Consider the following 16,868-nt stretch of genomic DNA (forward strand, 5'->3'; position numbering starts at 1 on the left):
GTGCAGATGCCAGCTCTTTACGTGATGATCCCGGCGGCGCTGTTGATCGTTGCCATCGCCATTTACATCTTCTTCTGGGCGGTGGACAGCGGCCAGTACGACGACCTCGATGGCCCGGCCCACAGCGTGCTGTTCGATGACCAGGACCCGAACCACCTGGCGGCCGTCGATGAAGCCAACGGCCCTGAACAACCGCCCAAGCCGAAAGATCCGCCCCATGCTTGAACTGGCGCCCCTGCTGGTCTCGGCGGTGATCCTCGGCCTGCTGGGCGGCGGCCATTGCCTGGGTATGTGTGGCGGCCTGATGGGCGCGCTGACCCTGGCGATTCCCAAGGAGCAACGCAGTCGGCGCTTTCGCCTGCTGCTGGCCTACAACCTGGGGCGCATCCTCAGCTACGCCACCGCCGGCTTGCTGATCGGCCTGGCCGGCTGGGCCGTGGCCAACAGTCCGGCAGCGATGTTCATGCGCATCGTCGCCGGGCTGTTGCTGATCTGCATGGGCTTGTACCTGGCTGGCTGGTGGAGCGGCCTGACCCGTATCGAAAGCCTCGGGCGCGGCCTGTGGCGGCATATCCAGCCGGTTGCCAACCGTTTGCTGCCGGTGTCCAGCCTGCCCCGGGCGTTGCTGCTGGGTGCGCTCTGGGGCTGGTTGCCGTGCGGGTTGGTCTACAGCACGTTGCTGTGGGCGGCCAGCCAGGGCAATGCGCTGGACAGTGCGGTGCTGATGCTCGCGTTCGGCCTTGGCACCTGGCCGGTACTGCTGGCCACGGGCTTAGCCGCTGATCGAGTCACCGCGTTATTGCGCAAACGCAGCGTGCGGATGGCTGGCGGCCTGCTGGTCATGCTGTTCGGCATCTGGACCTTGCCCGGGCCGCACCAGCACTGGCTGATGGGCCACTAGATCGCCATGTGGCATAGCGCCGCTCCCCGTTGATGCAAATCAAGATGGCTTCCCCACCCAGCCCCTAGACTCGGCCCACTAGCCTATCCGGGGGAACGCCCGCATGCTCGACGCCATTCGTTGGGACACTGATCTGATTCACCGCTACGACCTGGCGGGGCCACGCTATACCTCGTACCCCACCGCCGTACAATTCGACAGCCAGGTCGGCACCTTCGACCTGCTCCACGCCCTGCGCGACAGCCGCAAGGCCGTACGGCCCCTGTCGCTGTATGTGCATGTGCCGTTTTGCGCCAACATTTGCTACTACTGCGCCTGCAACAAGGTCATCACCAAGGATCGCGGCCGGGCTCACGCCTATCTGCAACGCCTGGAGCAGGAAATCCAGTTGGTGGCGTGCCACCTCGACCCCAAACAGCCGGTGGAGCAGCTGCACTTCGGCGGCGGCACCCCGACCTTTCTCAGCCATGACGAGCTGCGTCAGGTCATGGGCCGCCTGCGCCAGCACTTCAACCTGCTGGACGATGACTCCGGCGACTACGGGATTGAAATCGACCCACGGGAAGCCGACTGGGCGACCATGGGCCTGCTGCGTGAACTGGGGTTCAACCGCGTCAGTATCGGCCTGCAGGACCTGGACCCCGAAGTGCAGCGTGCGGTGAACCGCCTGCAAAGCCTGGAAGAAACCCGCGCAGTGATCGACGCAGCGCGCACCCTGCAGTTTCGTTCGATCAATATCGACCTGATCTACGGTTTGCCCAAGCAGACACCGCTGAATTTCGCACGCACCGTGGAAGAAGTCATCAGCCTGCAACCGGACCGCCTCTCGGTATTCAACTACGCACACCTGCCGGAACGGTTCATGCCCCAGCGACGGATCAACACCGACGACCTGCCCTCCCCGGCGGAAAAACTGCTGATGCTGCAAACCACCATCGAGCAGTTGACCCGGGCGGGCTACCGCTACATCGGCATGGACCACTTTGCCCTGCCGGACGACGAATTGGCCGTCGCCCAGGAAGAAGGCACGCTGCAACGCAACTTCCAGGGCTACACCACCCACGGGCATTGCGATTTGATCGGGCTTGGGGTGTCGGCGATCAGCCAGATCGGCGACCTGTACTGCCAGAACAGCAGCGACCTGAACCACTACCAGAACGCCCTCGCCGGCGCGCAACTGGCCACCAGCCGTGGGTTGTTATGCACCACGGATGACCGGTTGCGACGGGAAGTGATCCAGCAGCTGATCTGCACGTTCAGCCTGAATTTCGAGAAGATCGAACAGGCCTTCAACATCGATTTTCGCGGCTATTTCGACGAGCTCTGGCCGCAACTGGAGGCGATGACCGAGGACGGACTGATCGAACTCGACCCACAGGGCATCCGCGTATTGCCGGCGGGACGCCTGCTGGTACGCTCGGTGTGCATGGTGTTCGATGCCTATCTGGAGCACCAGAATCGGCAACGATTTTCGCGGGTAATCTGAACCTGTCCTACTTCGCCAGCAGGGCCATCGCTTCCAGCTGCGACTCAGGAGACTCGTCCTTCAAGGCCTTGGTCAACTGCGATTGGGCCGTCATCAAGCCGGCCTGCAATGTCGCGATATCACTCTGCAAGGCGGCCACTCTGGCCTGCCTTGCCTGCGGGGTCTTTGAGGCGTCGGACATGGCAGCTGAGAGCTGAGCCAGCTTCTCGGCGAGCTGTTTTCTCATCTCGCGAATCATTTTCAACAGCTGCTTGATGTTGTCTTTCAGGTTGCTGTCGTCAATGTCCTTGTTGGAGTTGGTGCTGGCCTTGGAGGCTTTCAGCCCCGCCCCCGAGATATCCACCACCAGTCCTTGGGGCTTGGTGTCAGTGGCCCGATCGGTCGAAGACGCTTGGTCTTTATCGTCTGCAGCGGGGTCTTTTTTCGCATCAGGCACGGTTAGCGAAGAAACAATGGCAGGGTTGGTTGCGCCAATGGAAAGCATGATCTGAGCCTCCAGCTCTAGGAGTGACAATCCTGTATCGACCTCGATACAAAATTCTTTATACCGCTGCTGCTTTTCTGTACACGCTGGCCTGATTGCCCCCCGGTGCGTTACCCTTACGTCTTATGTGTGTTTTCCCACAAGGATTTAAGAAATGTCCGAGCCAGTTAAACTGCGCGCTCATAGCCAGGCTCATTGCAAGGATTGCAGCCTGGCCCCCCTCTGCCTGCCACTTTCGTTGAATCTGGAAGACATGGAAGCGCTGGACGAGATCGTTAAACGCGGTCGCCCACTGAAAAAAGGCGAGTTCCTGTTTCGCCAGGGCGACAAGTTTGACTCCGTTTATGCAGTACGTTCTGGCGCGCTGAAAACCTTCAGCCTGAGCGATGGCGGCGAAGAACAGATCACCGGCTTCCACCTGCCGAGCGAACTGGTCGGACTGTCGGGCATGGACACTGAGATTCACCCCGTGTCGGCCCAGGCCCTGGAAACCACATCGGTGTGTGAAATCCCGTTCGAACGCCTGGATGAGCTGGCCCTGCAACTGCCGCAACTGCGTCGCCAGCTGATGCGCGTGATGAGCCGGGAAATCCGCGACGACCAACAGATGATGCTGCTGTTGTCGAAGAAAACCGCCGACGAGCGTATCGCCACTTTCCTGGTCAACCTTTCCGCACGTTTCCGCGCGCGGGGTTTCTCGGCCAACCAGTTCCGCTTGAGCATGTCGCGCAACGAAATCGGCAACTACCTGGGCCTGGCGGTGGAAACCGTATCCCGGGTATTCACCCGCTTCCAGCAGAACGAGTTGATTGCGGCCGAAGGCAAGGAAGTGCATATCCTCGACCCGATCCAGCTCTGCGCATTGGCTGGCGGTTCGCTCGACGGTTGATCCAGACGCTTGCGGCCGAGCCAATCGGCTGGGCCGCAGGTATACTTCGAGTCCGCTTTCCTCCCCAGGACTCCTCGACGATGGTCTTCGATTCGTTCGACATCAAATCCCTGATTCGCCCAGTCATCGACTTCCCCAAGCCTGGGGTGATCTTTCGCGATATCACGCCGCTGTTCCAGTCGCCCAAGGCCTTACGCCTGGTGGCCGACACCTTCGTACACCGCTACGTCGAAGCCGACTTCACCCACATCGGCGCGATGGATGCCCGCGGTTTTTTGATCGGTTCGATCATTGCCTATCAGTTGAACAAACCGCTGATCCTGTTCCGCAAGCAAGGCAAATTGCCGGCTGACGTGCTGGCCGAGAGTTACCAGACCGAATACGGCGAAGCCTTCCTGGAAGTGCACGCCGACAGCCTGTGTGAAGGTGATTCGGTGCTGATGTTCGATGACCTGATCGCCACCGGCGGCACGCTGATCGCAGCGGCCAACCTGGCGCGGCGCATGGGCGCACGGATTTTCGAAGCGGCGGCGATCATCGATCTGCCGGAGCTGGGTGGTTCCCAGCGCCTGGAAGACATGGGCATTGCGACGTTCTGCCTGACGCAGTTTGCACTGACAGACCAATAACCCCGGGACTCGTGTGGCGAGTGAGCTTGTGTGGCAGGGAGCTTGTGTGGCGAGGGAGCTTGCTCCCGCTGGAGTGCGCAGCGCTCCCAAAGATCTTGGGGCCGCTACGCAGCCCAGCGGGAGCAAGCTCCCTCGCCACAGCTCCCTCGCCACAAAAGCGCTTTCTACAAGCCCATCTGCTTGCTGATGATTTCGTTCATCACTTCCCGAGTCCCGCCACCGATGGACAGGATGCGGTTGTCGCGATACAGCCGCTCCACCAGGTTGCCGCGCATGTAGCCCTGGCCGCCGAGGATCTGCACGGCATCAAAGGTCACGCGGTCGGCGGTGTCGGTGGCGAGGTTCTTGGCCATCGAGATCTCCTTGATCACACTCTTGCCCGCGGCCATCTTGGCGGCCTGGCGGTAGGTGAATTCCCGCGAGACCTCCACCGCCGTGGCCATTTCCGCCAGGCGATGCTTGAGCACCTGGAACTTGCCGATGGGTTTGCCGAAGGCCTCGCGCTGGGCCGCCCACTTCAGGCTTTCCTCCAGGGCCATCTGCGCAGTCATATTGGCCATCAGGGCCAGGGCCAGGCGCTCGCTCTGGAAGTTGCCCATGATGCAGGCGAAACCCATGTTCTCGGCGCCGATCAGATTGCCTACGGGTACGCGGCAATCATCGAAGAATAATTCGGCAGTGTCCGACGCCCACCAGCCCATCTTCTTCAGGGGTGTACCGGTGGTGAAACCAGGCGTGCCCTTTTCGATCAACAACAGGCTGATACCGCCAAACCCCGGCCCACCGGTACGCACGGCGACGGTGTAGAAGTCGGCGCGCTGGCCGCTGGTGATAAAGGTTTTGCTGCCGCTGACCCGGTAATGGTCGCCGTCGCGCACAGCACGGGTCTGCAGGCTGGCGACATCGGAGCCGCCACCGGGCTCGGTGACGGCCAGGGCGGCGATCTTCTCGCCGGATAACACCTGCGGCGCCACACGATCGCGCACCTCGGGCCGGGCCCATTTGACGATGGGCGGCAAGCCGATATCCAGCGAGCCCAACCCTGCCACTACTCCGCCGGAGCCGCAGCGCATCAGTTCTTCGCTGGCGGCGACCTTGGCGAACAGGTCACCTTCGTGGCTGCCTCCAAGGGCTTCGGGGTAACCGATGCCCAGGATCCCCGCCGCACCGGCCTTGAGGTACAGCTCCCGGGGGAAGCTTTCCGCTTCTTCCCACTGCTCGATGCCCGGCAACATCTCGCGCTCGACGAAACGACGCACGCTGTCGCGGACCAATTGGTGGCTGGGGTCGAAGTATTCCTGATAGGCAGACATCGGCAAGCTCCACGGGACGGTAGAGCGAACTTACCAAGCGCTTGCTTGGTTATCAAGCAAGAGGAAAGACTCGTGAACGCCACAAAACAAATGTGGGAGCGGGCTTGCTCGCGAATGCGGTGTATCAGTCGCCAGATGCATTGACTGAACCACCGCATTCGCGAGCAAGCCCGCTCCCACATTTTGTTCTGCGGTGTTTGTTATAGGGCGATCGGCTTACGTCCGGCAAACGAATGCGCCAGGGTCCCGCCATCCACCAGTTCCAGCTCGCCACCCAGCGGCACGCCGTGGGCGATGCGCGAGGTAATCAGGCCTTTGTTGGTCAGCAGCTGGGCGATGTAATGGGCCGTCGCTTCGCCTTCCACCGTAGGGTTGGTGGCCAGGATCACCTCGACGAACGTGCCCTGCTCCTCGATCCGCGTCACCAGTTGCGGAATACCAATCGCCTCCGGCCCCAGCCCGTCCAGCGGCGACAGGTGGCCCTTGAGCACAAAGTAGCGCCCGCGGTAACCGGTCTGCTCCACCGCGTAGACATCCATCGGCCCTTCGACCACGCACAGCAGCGTGTCGTCGCGACGCGGGTCGGCGCATTGCGGGCACAGCTCTTCCTCGGTCAGGGTGCGGCACTGGCGGCAGTGGCCGACCCCTTCCATCGCCTGGCTCAGGGCCTGGGCCAGTCGGGAGCCGCCGCTGCGATCACGCTCCAGCAGTTGCAGCGCCATGCGCTGGGCGGTTTTCTGACCCACACCTGGCAAAGTGCGCAGGGCGTCGATCAGTTGACGAATCAGGGGGCTGAAGCTCATGGGGAAAGGTCCGACAAAACAACGAGACGCGGTTTATACCCGCGCCTCGGATTAGCGTCAAATGCTCAATCTTGTGCGACCCGCACCACCAACTTGCCGAAGTTGCGCCCCTCCAGCAAACCGATAAAGGCTTCAGGTGCCTGCTCCAGGCCTTCCACCACGTCCTCGCGGAACTTGATCTTGCCATCCCGCACCCACGGCGCCATGGCACTGAGGAATTCCGGTTGGCGGTCGCCATAGTCGTCGAACACGATAAAGCCCTGGATCCGCACACGCTTGGTCAGCAAGGTACGTTGCAACGCCGGCAGCCGGTCGGGACCGCTGGGCGCTTCGTGGGCGTTATAGCCGGCGATCAGGCCACACAAGGGAATGCGCGCCTTGGCATTCAGCAGCGGCACGACCGCGTCGAATACCTTGCCGCCGACGTTTTCAAAGTAGATATCGATGTCCTTGGGGCAGGCCTGGGCAAGCTCCTCGGCAAAGTTGTCGCTCTTGTGATCGACACAGGCATCAAAGCCCAGCTCGTCCACCACATAGCGGCACTTGTCGGCGCCGCCCGCCACACCGACCACCCGCAGGCCCTTGATCTTCGCCACCTGGCCCACCACCGAGCCCACCGCACCGGAAGCGGCCGCCACCACCAGGGTTTCCCCGGACTTGGGCTGGCCGATATCGGTGAGGCCCATATAGGCGGTCATGCCGGGCATACCCAGCACACCCAGGGCCATGGACGGGCTGGCCAGTCCCTTCGGTACCGGGATCAGGTTGCGCCCATCGGAGATGCTGTGGCTCTGCCAGCCGGTGGAACCGACCACCAGGTCACCCACCTCGAACTTCGGATTGCGGGACTGTTCGATGCGGCTGACAGCGCCACCGGTCATCACTTCGTCGATTTCTACCGGTGCGGCGTAGGACGGCGCATCACTCATGCGCCCGCGCATGTAGGGATCCAGGGACAGGTAAAGGGTCTTCAGCAAAACCTGGCCGTCGGCCAGTTCCGGCAGCGCGACGCGCTCCAGGCGAAAGTTTTCCGGCACCGGTGCGCCGTGGGGGCGTGAGACCAGCACAATGCGCTGGTTGAGGGTCAATGCTTCGGACATCAGCGAGGCTCCTTCTATCGGTGATTGAATTCAACGGTATAGGGTGCAGACCCCAACACAGGGTCCAGGGTTCGACAAAACTCTCGCAGTAGCCGTTGTCGAGCGCCAGCGAGGCTACGTTAGCCGCACCGCTGCTTTCATGCCAGACGTGGGACCGAGTCGCTGCCGACGCAGCCTCGCTGGCGCTCGACAGCTGCTACGGGTATGGAAAATAGCCGGACAAAAAAATGCCAGGCGCGGGGCCTGGCATTTTCGGTGCTGCGCTTGCCGATCAGAACGGCAGCTTCATGCCCGGTGGCAGTTGCATGCCAGCGGTCACGCCAGACATCTTGTCCTGGCTGTTGGCTTCGATCTTGCGCACGGCGTCGTTGACGGCCGCGGCAAACAGCGCCTCGAGCATTTCCAGGTCGTCTTCGCCGACGCCCGGCAATACGCTTGGGTCGATGCTCACGCGCTTGATGTCGTGACGACCGGTCATCACCACGCTGACCATATCGCCACCGGCTTTACCGGTGACTTCGGCGTTGGCCAGTTCTTCCTGCATCTTGGCCATCTTTTCCTGCATCTGCTGCGCCTGCTTCATCAGGCCGGCCATGCCACCTTTCATCATGGGAATCACCTCAAAAGTACGTGGATCAATTATTGGCCCCGGGTTATGACGCTTGGGGTACCGGGGCTTCTACAGGTTCAATAGTATCGTGCCGCACCACCGCGCCAAACTGCTGCATCATCTGCTGGATGAGCGGATCACCGTGGATCGACTCTTCAGCCTCGCGCTGGCGGTTGACCCGGCGACGGGACGCCGCCTGGGCCGGGGTTTCCTGCTCGGGCTTGATCAGCTCGATGCTGATGGTCAGCGTGCGCCCGTGGAACTGGTTCAGGGCATCGTTGAGCCGGCGCTGCTGGGTCGCGTTGAACAGGGCGCTGTGGGCCGGGTCCAGGTGCAGCAGCCAGTGGTCGCCATCAACGGCAATCAGGGTGCAGTTGGCGGCGATGCTGCCGGTCATGCCGGAGATCGGCAGTTTCGGGAACAGCTCCAGCCATTGCAACGCCAGGCCGGTGGCCGGCATCGCGGCAGGTTCGGGTTCAGGCTCCGGGGCAGGCTCGGCGGTGTGTTCGCTGGCCAGGTCGTCCAGGTAGCTGTAGGCCGAATCCATGTCCGGCTCGATGTAATCTTCGTCCAGCGGCGGCTCGTCGTCGAGGTCGGTGCCCGGGGTGGCGGCGTCCACTTGCGCAACGGTCGGCTCCGGCACCGGGGCCGAAACCCACTCGGGGGCGTCCGGCACCACGCTGTCCGGGGTCGGCGCGGGCATGGGTGTCAGTTCAGGCTGCTCGCTGGTGGTTTCCAGCACCGGCTCGACGGCAGGCTGCAGCTCGACCTCGACCTCGACCTCTACCGGGTCGTTCCACGGCAGATCGACTTCAGGCACGGGCGCAGGCTCAACCACCGGCTCCGGCACCACCACAGGCGCCACGGGCTCGGCGACAACCGGGGCGGCGGCCTGTGCAACCGGCGCAGGCGGCGCAACCACTGGCGCGACAACAGCCGGGCCAGCCACTGGTTTGGCGGAATCAACTGTGGCCTGGCTGATCCCCACTGGCTTTAGCGGCTGTCTCGGCGCATCCGCCGTGTCGGCGGGCCTGAAGGCCAGCATCCGCAGCAGGACCATTTCGAAGCCGCCCCGCGGATCGGGTGCCAACGGCAGGTCACGTCGCCCAATCAGGCCCATCTGGTAGTAGAACTGTACGTCTTCGGCCGGTAACGCCTGGGCCAGGGCCAACACGCGGTCGCGGTCGCCGTGGCCGTTGTCGACACCTTCGGGCAGGGCCTGGGCGATGGCGACGCGGTGCAGCACATTGAGGATTTCCGACAGCACGCCATTCCAGTCCGGGCCTTGCTCGGACAGGTGGCGCACGGCTTCGAGCAACGCCTTGGCGTCGCCTTCGATCAGCGCGTGCAGCACGTCGAACACCTGGCCGTGGTCCAGGGTGCCGAGCATCGCCCGCACGTCGGCGGCCAGCACCTTGCCTTCACCGAAGGCGATGGCCTGGTCGGTAAGGCTCATGGCATCACGCATCGAGCCGTCGGCGGCACGACCCAGCAACCACAGGGCGTCGTCTTCGAACGGTACGTTCTCGACACCCAGCACGTGGGTCAAATGCTCGACCACACGCTCCGGGGTCATGTTTTTCAGGGAGAACTGCAGGCACCGCGACAAAATCGTTGCAGGAAGTTTCTGCGGGTCGGTGGTGGCCAGGATGAATTTGACGTAGGGCGGCGGCTCTTCCAGGGTCTTCAACAAGGCGTTGAAGGAGTGGCTGGACAGCATGTGCACTTCGTCGATCAGGTAGACCTTAAAGCGGCCACGGCTCGGTGCGTACTGCACGTTGTCGAGCAGCTCGCGGGTGTCTTCGACCTTGGTGCGGCTCGCGGCGTCGATCTCGATCAGGTCGACAAAACGCCCTTCGTCGATTTCCCGGCACACCGAGCAGGTACCGCACGGCGTCGAGGTGATGCCGGTTTCACAGTTCAGGCACTTGGCGATGATGCGGGCAATGGTGGTCTTGCCCACCCCGCGGGTACCGGTGAACAGGTAGGCGTGGTGCAGCCGCTGGCTGTCCAAGGCATTGATCAGAGCCTTGAGCACATGGGTCTGGCCGACCATTTCGCGGAACGAGCGCGGACGCCATTTACGTGCAAGAACCTGATAACTCATCGAAAACCGTCGCAACTGGGAAGCGGAAGCGGGTAATGCTAGCGGAGCAAGGGGGAAATTGCATCCGGCACGCTCGTCTAATCTGACTAAGCTGGTCTGACCAAGCCTGTAAAAGGCTGAACCCGGAGAATTTATGCGCGCAGTCCTGGGCGCCTTGTGGATGATTGCCACGGTCACCCTGGCGGCACCCGCACCTCTGCGATTCTCCATTTCCGACAGCTGGACTATGCCCATGGTGCAACTTGACCAGGGCCAGCCGACCCAGGGGATTTTGTATGACCTGATGTTGAGCCTGGCCACCCAGGTCGGCCGTCCTGCGATATTCCATGTGCTGCCGCGTGCGCGCATCGACACCGCCATGGAGCGCGGGGATGTGGACGTGCGCTGCTACGTGACACCGGCGTGGCTGAACAACCTGTCGGGGGACTACACCTGGAGCATCCCGCTGCTGGTCCAGCGCAATGTGCTGGCCGCCGCGCGCGTGCCATCAACGTCGGTGGCACTGGACAGCCTTGCGCCGCAACACATCGGCACGGTACTCGGCTACAGCTACCCGACCCTGGAGGCGCGCTTCGCCAGCGGCCAGTTCAGCCGCGACGACAGCCGCAGTGAAGAGCAAGTGCTGCAAAAACTGGTGGCCGGACGCTTCAACTATGCAGTGATCAACGAATGGATCCTTGACCGCTTCAATCAGCAATTACCGCCCACACAGCGCCTGCATACGGTGGCCGTGATCGAGGAGCAACGCCTGGGCTGCTATGTGCGCAACGACCCGCAGGTGCCGGGGCAGCAGATCCTGCGCACGTTGCTGCGGATGAAAATGTCCGGGGAGATTGATGAAATCATCCAGCTGTATATCGGGAACAGCGCTCCCGCCCCTTAAGATCACCTGATTGTCCTTGTGGCGAGGGAGCTTGCTCCCGCTGGAGTGCGCAGCGCTCCCAAAGATCTTGGGGCCGCTACGCAGCCCAGCGGGAGCAAGCTCCCTCGCCACAGCAAGCTCCCTCGCCACAATAAACATCACTCAAGCTTTTGCCACTGCGGCGGCGGTGCAAATTCCTCGACCCAACCCGGCACGTCTTCTGCAGGCATCGGCCGGGCGATGAAATAGCCTTGGGCCACTTCGCAGCCCATGCGCATCAACAGCTGGCCGTGCTCCAGGGTTTCCAGGCCTTCGGCAATCACTTCGCGGCCAAACGCGCGGGCCAGGCCGATCACGGCCTTGGTCAGCGCCAGGTCGTCCTTGTCGTGCAGGATGTCGCGCACGAACGACTTGTCGATCTTGATGGTCTGGGTCGGCAGGCGCTTGAGGTAGCTCAGGGAGGAATAGCCGGTGCCAAAATCATCCAGGGAGAACTGCACGCCCAAGGCCTGGCAGGCCTCCAGGTGCTGGGTGACACGCTGGATATTGTCGATGGCCACCGACTCGGCGATCTCCAGGTCCAGCCGGTGCGGCTCCACCTGCGGGTATTGCGCCAGCAAGTCTTGCAGGCGCTCGACAAAATCCTCGCGCTGGAAGTGCCGCGCCGCGATGTTCACGCTCACCGACCACCAATGCCCATGCACCTGCCAGCGATGCATCTGGCCCAACACCTGGGCGATCACCCATTCGCCGATATCGACAATCAGGTCGGTCTGCTCGATCAGTGGCAGGAAATCCCCCGGCTTCACCAGGCCACGCTCGGGGTGCTGCCAGCGTAACAACGCTTCGAACCCCACCACCGTGCCGCAGCGCAAGTTGACCTTGGGCTGGTAATGCAGGCACAACTGGCCCGCCGCCAGGGCCTGGCGGATCTGCTCCACGGTCTGGTGGCTGGCCTTGACCTCCTGTTCCAGGGATACATCAAACAACTGGTAGCGGTTGCGCCCGCTCTGCTTGGCCACATACATCGCCTGGTCGGCATGGCGCAGCAAGGTGTCGGCGTCCTCGTCATCCAGGGGGAACAGCGTGACGCCGATGCTGGCGAACACATTCAGCTCCGCCCCCTGGATCGAGTACGGCTCGGAAATCGCCTTGAGGATGCGCAGCAAGGCGCCGTTCAGCTCGTCGATATCGCGCACATAACGCAGGATCAGCACAAATTCGTCACCGGCGAGCCGGGCGACCACGTCCTCGCCGCGGATGATCTCCCGCAACCGAGTGGCCACTTCCACCAACAACAGATCCCCACAGGCATGCCCATACCCGTCGTTGACCGCCTTGAAGCCGTCCAGGTCGAGCATGCACAACGCCAACGGTATGTCTTCGCTGCGGGAGAACTCCAGGGACTGGTTAAGCAACTCCGACAGATAGGCGCGGTTCGGCAAGCCGGTCAGCACATCGTGGCCGACCCGCCATTGCAGGGTGTGCAACAGCTGGCGCTTTTCGCTGACATCAAAGCGGATCGACACGTACTTCTGCACGCGCCCGGTCTTCTCATCGAGCAGCGGCACCATGGTGCTGTCCACCCAATACAACGTCCCATCCTTGGCCCGGTTGCAGATTTCCCCACGCCACACCCGGCCTTCGCTGATGGCTTGCCACATGCCCTGGAAGAACCCCGCAGGGTGCAGTCCCGAGCTCAGAATGCGGTGATTTTGCCCCAGCAACTCGTCACGCCCGTAGCCGGACATGCCGCAGAACTGGTCATTGACGTAAGTGATGCAGCCCGCCAGGTCAGTCTCGGAGAAAATGGCGGCTGCATCCACGGCCCTGCGGTATTTCTCGTCCATGAGTCAGGCTCACTGTGGCTAGCGGTTGAACCGCTCGACCAGGGCGCGCAACCCGGAAGAGATGCTTTCGAGTTCCCGGCCACGGGTGACTGCAGCGTTGGCATTGCCCGCTGTCTTTTGCACCGTGGCGGCAACGTTATTGATCTGCTGTGAAACTTCCTCGGCGACGTGGGATTGTTCCTGTGAGGCAGCAGCCATTTGCTGACTCATACCGGTAATACGCTCCACCGCGTGGCGAATGCCTTGCAGCGCCTGCTGCGCCTCAAGTACTTGCTGCACGCCCTGCTCGGCCTCGTGAATGCCCAGGCTCGCGATCTCGACCGCCTCATCGGCGCCCGCCCGCAGGTTCTGGATGATGCCCTGGATCTGCTGGGTCGACTCCCGCGTCTTGCCCGCCAGGGCGCGCACCTCGTCGGCCACCACGGCAAAGCCACGGCCCTGCTCGCCGGCGCGGGCCGCTTCAATGGCCGCGTTGAGGGCCAGCAGGTTGGTCTGGTCGGCGATTGCCTGGATCATGCTCGCGGCCACCTGGATTTGCTGGGTCTGCCCGGCCAGGTTGCCCACCGCCTGGTTGATCTGGGTGACGGTGCCGGCCAGCAGCTGGATCGCCTCGCGCGACGTGCCGGCCACCTGGCTGCCCTGCTCGGCGAGGGTGTTGGCGGTGTGGGCTTCACTGGCGGTTTGTTGAACGTGCACTGCCACTTCGGCGATGGACGCAGCCATCTCGGTCATGGCGGCGGCGGTCATGTCGGTCTCGGCACGCTGTTCCAGCAACGCCGATTCGGTGGTGCTCGACAACACGCTGGAATGGGCGGCTGCTTCGGCCATCTGGTTGGCCAGGTCGCTGAGGCGCGTCAGGGCGGTTTTAAGTCGCGCTTCTTCGCTGATCAGGATCATTTCGAGCTGCGCGGTCGGCCCCAGCGCGTCGCTGTAGGTCATGGCGCTGATGGGGTCGGAAAAGGTATTGGGCGTGTTCTGCACAATCTGCTTGAGCTGTAGCCCCAAGCGTTGATGCCCCCAGACGCCCAGGCCGAGAAACAAGCCGACAGTCAACGCCTGGGCCCACAAACCCGGAACCCATTGGAAGGCGGCGACACTGGCAACGGCAGCGGCCAGTGGCAACGCCATGGCCCGGGATACAGACGCCACACGCCGCATCGGCGAGACCGCCGCACCACCTGCCTGCAACCGCGCGTACAGCGCTTCTGCGCGGCGCACCTGTTCGCGGGTGGGCTTGACCCGCACCGACTCGTAGCCCGTCAGCCGCCCGTCTTCGAGAATCGGCGTCACATAGGCGCTGACCCAATAATAGTTGCCGTTCTTGCAGCGGTTCTTCACCACACCCATCCAGCTCTGCCCGGCCTTGAGGTAGCTCCACATCAGCTGGAACACGGCGGGCGGCATGTCCGGGTGGCGCACCAGGTTGTGGGTGCTGCCGATCAGCTCGGCCTGGGTAAAGCCGCTCATGGCGGCAAACTCGGCGTTGCAGTAGGTAATATGGCTGTTGACGTCAGTTGCGGAAATTAGCCGTTGCTGCTCCCCAAAAGTCTGTTCAACAGCAGTGACCGGCAAATTGAGACGCACGTTAAAGCTCCATGGACAGCATTCGATCGCCCTCTCGACCACCGGGTAGGCAGGACAGGCGGATTCGTATTTCCAGTCGGGCTGCGCCGTCGATCGGCTGGTTGGCCGCAAAGGTACGCAAACCCACGATTTTGCACAGCAATTCATCATCCATTCAGTGATGATCAACTAGGCTTGAATTCGGGTATCCGGCACGTGAGGCGCAATGAAGCGTGGCACTGACGAGCGACATTTCAGTCCCTGCCAGGCGTCCGTTTTATGGGCACATTTATGAGAGTAAGGAGAGAGCAATGATTTCCTGTTTCATAAACCTGCCTTCTGAAACGAGACCACCAAATACTTGTCCTAGATGCCGATTCTACGAATTACATCACATTTTGCAAGAAAAGGTGATGGTACATGCGGTTGTCTAATTTTAAGATTTATCGTTAAGTTCTTGATTCTAAATGGGAATTGAGCGATGCACATTTCAAGTTTGGGTCCAGCCATCAGACGTTACCGCAAGGTCGCAGGGCTTACTCAGGCTGAACTAGGTGAAAAAACCGGTTTTGACCCTAAAACCATCAGCCGCTTCGAAACCGGCACCTATACACCCAGCGTCGAGGCACTGTTCTTGTTCGCAGAGGCGCTGGGAGTGAAGCTGAAAGTCTTTTTCGCAGACCTGGTCGACGAGGAGGAACAGCGCGCTTATCTGTTCGGTGTCATTCACAAAGCCACCCCGAAGGATCTGGGAAAGCTGATCGCAGCGGTAGACCAGGCCTTGTCCAAGCCTTAGAGCTCGCAACACACGTGCACGCAATAAAAAGAGCAGACAGCCAGATTGACTGTCTGCTCTTTGCTTGATGACTCCTGACATGAACTGACAGGACAGCCCCTTAGACTAGGGACTGAGCCGCGCCATTGCTGCGTCATTCCACGGAGTCATCATGAATAGCATTGCCCATTACTTTTTGTTGTACGTCGACAGCCCGGCCACCAGCGCCAACCTCTACAGCCGGCTGCTGGACAAGCCGCCGGTGGAGCTGGGGCCGACCTTCGCGCTGTTCATCCTCGACAACGGGGTGAAACTCGGCCTGTGGTCGCGCCATACCGTGGAGCCTGCGGCCCAAGCCTCGGTTGGCGGTAGCGAGGCGGGTTTCTGCGTCGCTGATATCGCAGCGGTCGAAGATTTGCACACGCGCTGGGCGCAACTCGGGATGAGCATCATCCAGTCACCGGTCGAGGCGGACTTCGGCTACACCTTTGTCGCCCAGGACCCCGACGGCCACCGCCTGCGGGTGTTCACCGTGAACCCGTAACGGCTTGCGGCGCCAGCGCCCTTCGAGGCTGATGGCGCCGACACTGGCCAGCACGATCAGGCCACCCAGCACCACGCGCAGCGAAACCTGCTCGCCCAGCAGCGTGGCGGCCATCACCATCGCCACCGGCGGCACCAGGTACAACGCCACTGACGCGCGGCTGACCTCGACATGCCGCAACACATAGGCCCAGGCCAGGTATGCCAGGGCGCTGGGAAAGGCGCCGAGCAACAACACCGCCCAGTTGGCTTGCGTCGATGATTGCGACACCACCGCCGGCAAACCCGGCAAATAGACACACAACAGCAAGGTGCCCGACCACACCGTGTAGCACACCGTGGTCAGCGGGCTGTAGCGCCGGGAATAGTGTTTCTGGATGGTGAAATAAAGGCTCCACGACAGCGCCGCCAGCAGGATCATCAGTCCGCGGGGATCAATCTGCCCCAGGCCATGCTCGCCCCAGATCACCACCAGCACCCCGCTCAAGCCCAGCAGCACGCAACCCCAGCGCCAGCCGGTAACTCGCTCCTTCAAGCCGAAAAACGCCACCAGAACAGTAAACAGCGGAACCGACTGCGCCAGCACACTGGAGGCGGCGGCCGTGACAAATTGCTGGCCGAAATTGATCGTCAGGTGATGCAGGAAAATCCCGAAGAAGCCCAGCACCAGCAACCACGGCAGGTCCCGCAGACGTGGCCGCTCGATCCTCATGACCAACGCCACGCCGGCCATCAATACCGAAGCAATCAGGAACCGTCCCAAGGCCAACTGGCCAGGGCTGTAGCTGTGCAAGGCCAGATGCACGCCAATCGGCGAATACGCCCAACAGAGGATGACGCTGGCAGTGACTAGCGTAAGCTTTACAGGTGACGGGGCTTTCATGAACGGCGTCCAGCAGTGGGAATGCCGTCAGTCTTGGCCTCGGCAAGGCGCAGGACAATTAACCGTTTCT

At 62.0% G+C, this 16,868-nt stretch carries 18 protein-coding genes; 8 read left to right on the forward strand and 10 right to left on the reverse strand.

Annotated elements, in window-relative coordinates; translation table 11 throughout:
* The first annotated feature begins 6 nt into the window (after positions 1-6).
* From ccoS to hemN, 3 genes are all read left to right on the forward strand, one after another.
* Positions 7-225, forward strand: coding sequence for a cbb3-type cytochrome oxidase assembly protein CcoS (ccoS, locus tag HX807_RS03065; protein ID WP_003219033.1), 219 nt, complete (start codon positions 7-9; stop codon positions 223-225).
* Entirely contained in the window at positions 218-901 is a 684-nt protein-coding gene (locus HX807_RS03070) for a sulfite exporter TauE/SafE family protein (protein ID WP_177049212.1), read from the forward strand. Before ccoS ends, HX807_RS03070 begins: the two co-directional genes overlap by 8 nt.
* Positions 902-1,004: 103 nt before the next feature.
* Positions 1,005-2,387 (forward strand): oxygen-independent coproporphyrinogen III oxidase, encoded by a 1,383-nt coding sequence (gene hemN, locus HX807_RS03075; protein WP_003219038.1) that lies wholly within the window; start codon positions 1,005-1,007, stop codon positions 2,385-2,387.
* Positions 2,388-2,394: 7 nt separating this feature from the next.
* On the opposite strand, the gene HX807_RS03080 is transcribed toward hemN, so the two are convergent.
* Positions 2,395-2,871, reverse strand: coding sequence for a hypothetical protein (locus HX807_RS03080; RefSeq protein ID WP_008437565.1), 477 nt, complete (start codon positions 2,869-2,871; stop codon positions 2,395-2,397).
* A 154-nt stretch (positions 2,872-3,025) separates the two neighbouring features.
* Between HX807_RS03080 and fnr the strand changes: the two genes are divergently transcribed.
* Positions 3,026-3,760, forward strand: coding sequence for a fumarate/nitrate reduction transcriptional regulator Fnr (gene fnr / locus HX807_RS03085; RefSeq protein WP_003219044.1), 735 nt, complete (start codon positions 3,026-3,028; stop codon positions 3,758-3,760).
* 80 nt (positions 3,761-3,840) lie between these two features.
* A complete protein-coding gene (locus HX807_RS03090) occupies positions 3,841-4,389 on the forward strand; it encodes an adenine phosphoribosyltransferase (RefSeq protein ID WP_003219046.1) in 549 nt (182 codons plus the stop codon).
* Between the two features lie 164 nt (positions 4,390-4,553).
* On the opposite strand, the gene HX807_RS03095 is transcribed toward HX807_RS03090, so the two are convergent.
* From HX807_RS03095 to dnaX, 5 genes are all read right to left on the reverse strand, one after another.
* Positions 4,554-5,702 carry an acyl-CoA dehydrogenase family protein gene (locus HX807_RS03095; protein ID WP_177049214.1) on the reverse strand — a complete coding sequence of 383 codons (1,149 nt, stop codon included), beginning with the start codon at positions 5,700-5,702 and terminating at the stop codon, positions 4,554-4,556.
* 200 nt (positions 5,703-5,902) lie between these two features.
* Complete coding sequence (gene recR, locus HX807_RS03100; RefSeq protein WP_003219049.1) at positions 5,903-6,505, reverse strand: recombination mediator RecR; 603 nt, start codon at positions 6,503-6,505, stop codon at positions 5,903-5,905.
* A gap of 65 nt (positions 6,506-6,570) precedes the next feature.
* Complete coding sequence (locus HX807_RS03105; protein WP_177049216.1) at positions 6,571-7,605, reverse strand: NADP-dependent oxidoreductase; 1,035 nt, start codon at positions 7,603-7,605, stop codon at positions 6,571-6,573.
* A gap of 271 nt (positions 7,606-7,876) precedes the next feature.
* The gene (locus HX807_RS03110) at positions 7,877-8,215 is read right to left on the reverse strand and encodes a YbaB/EbfC family nucleoid-associated protein (protein WP_003193199.1); all 339 of its coding nucleotides are present in this window, start codon (positions 8,213-8,215) and stop codon (positions 7,877-7,879) included.
* 43 nt (positions 8,216-8,258) lie between these two features.
* Positions 8,259-10,322, reverse strand: coding sequence for a DNA polymerase III subunit gamma/tau (gene dnaX / locus HX807_RS03115; RefSeq protein ID WP_008430186.1), 2,064 nt, complete (start codon positions 10,320-10,322; stop codon positions 8,259-8,261).
* 133 nt (positions 10,323-10,455) lie between these two features.
* On the opposite strand from dnaX, the gene HX807_RS03120 reads away from it, so the two are divergent.
* Entirely contained in the window at positions 10,456-11,205 is a 750-nt protein-coding gene (locus HX807_RS03120) for an ABC transporter substrate-binding protein (RefSeq protein WP_177049217.1), read from the forward strand.
* A 137-nt stretch (positions 11,206-11,342) separates the two neighbouring features.
* Here the strand turns inward: HX807_RS03120 and HX807_RS03125 are convergent, their stop codons facing one another.
* Genes HX807_RS03125 through HX807_RS03135 form a run of 3 tightly spaced genes read right to left on the reverse strand, consistent with a single transcriptional unit; the run spans position 11,343 to position 14,772 of the window.
* On the reverse strand, positions 11,343-13,034 hold the full coding sequence (locus HX807_RS03125; protein ID WP_087694836.1) for a bifunctional diguanylate cyclase/phosphodiesterase: 1,692 nt from the start codon (positions 13,032-13,034) through the stop codon (positions 11,343-11,345).
* 18 nt (positions 13,035-13,052) lie between these two features.
* On the reverse strand, positions 13,053-14,618 hold the full coding sequence (locus HX807_RS03130) for a PAS domain-containing methyl-accepting chemotaxis protein (RefSeq protein ID WP_177049218.1): 1,566 nt from the start codon (positions 14,616-14,618) through the stop codon (positions 13,053-13,055).
* A 1-nt stretch (position 14,619) separates the two neighbouring features.
* Entirely contained in the window at positions 14,620-14,772 is a 153-nt protein-coding gene (locus HX807_RS03135) for a hypothetical protein (protein ID WP_157222851.1), read from the reverse strand.
* 306 nt (positions 14,773-15,078) lie between these two features.
* Between HX807_RS03135 and HX807_RS03140 the strand changes: the two genes are divergently transcribed.
* On the forward strand, positions 15,079-15,393 hold the full coding sequence (locus HX807_RS03140; RefSeq protein ID WP_003219061.1) for a helix-turn-helix domain-containing protein: 315 nt from the start codon (positions 15,079-15,081) through the stop codon (positions 15,391-15,393).
* A gap of 151 nt (positions 15,394-15,544) precedes the next feature.
* A complete protein-coding gene (locus HX807_RS03145) occupies positions 15,545-15,916 on the forward strand; it encodes a VOC family protein (RefSeq protein WP_177049219.1) in 372 nt (123 codons plus the stop codon).
* On the opposite strand, the gene HX807_RS03150 is transcribed toward HX807_RS03145, so the two are convergent.
* A complete protein-coding gene (locus HX807_RS03150; RefSeq protein ID WP_177049220.1) occupies positions 15,830-16,798 on the reverse strand; it encodes a DMT family transporter in 969 nt (322 codons plus the stop codon). The genes HX807_RS03145 and HX807_RS03150 overlap by 87 nt on opposite strands.
* Positions 16,799-16,868: the final 70 nt, after the last annotated feature.

It is taken from the genome of Pseudomonas sp. D8002 (assembly GCF_013385695.1).
GTDB lineage: Bacteria > Pseudomonadota > Gammaproteobacteria > Pseudomonadales > Pseudomonadaceae > Aquipseudomonas.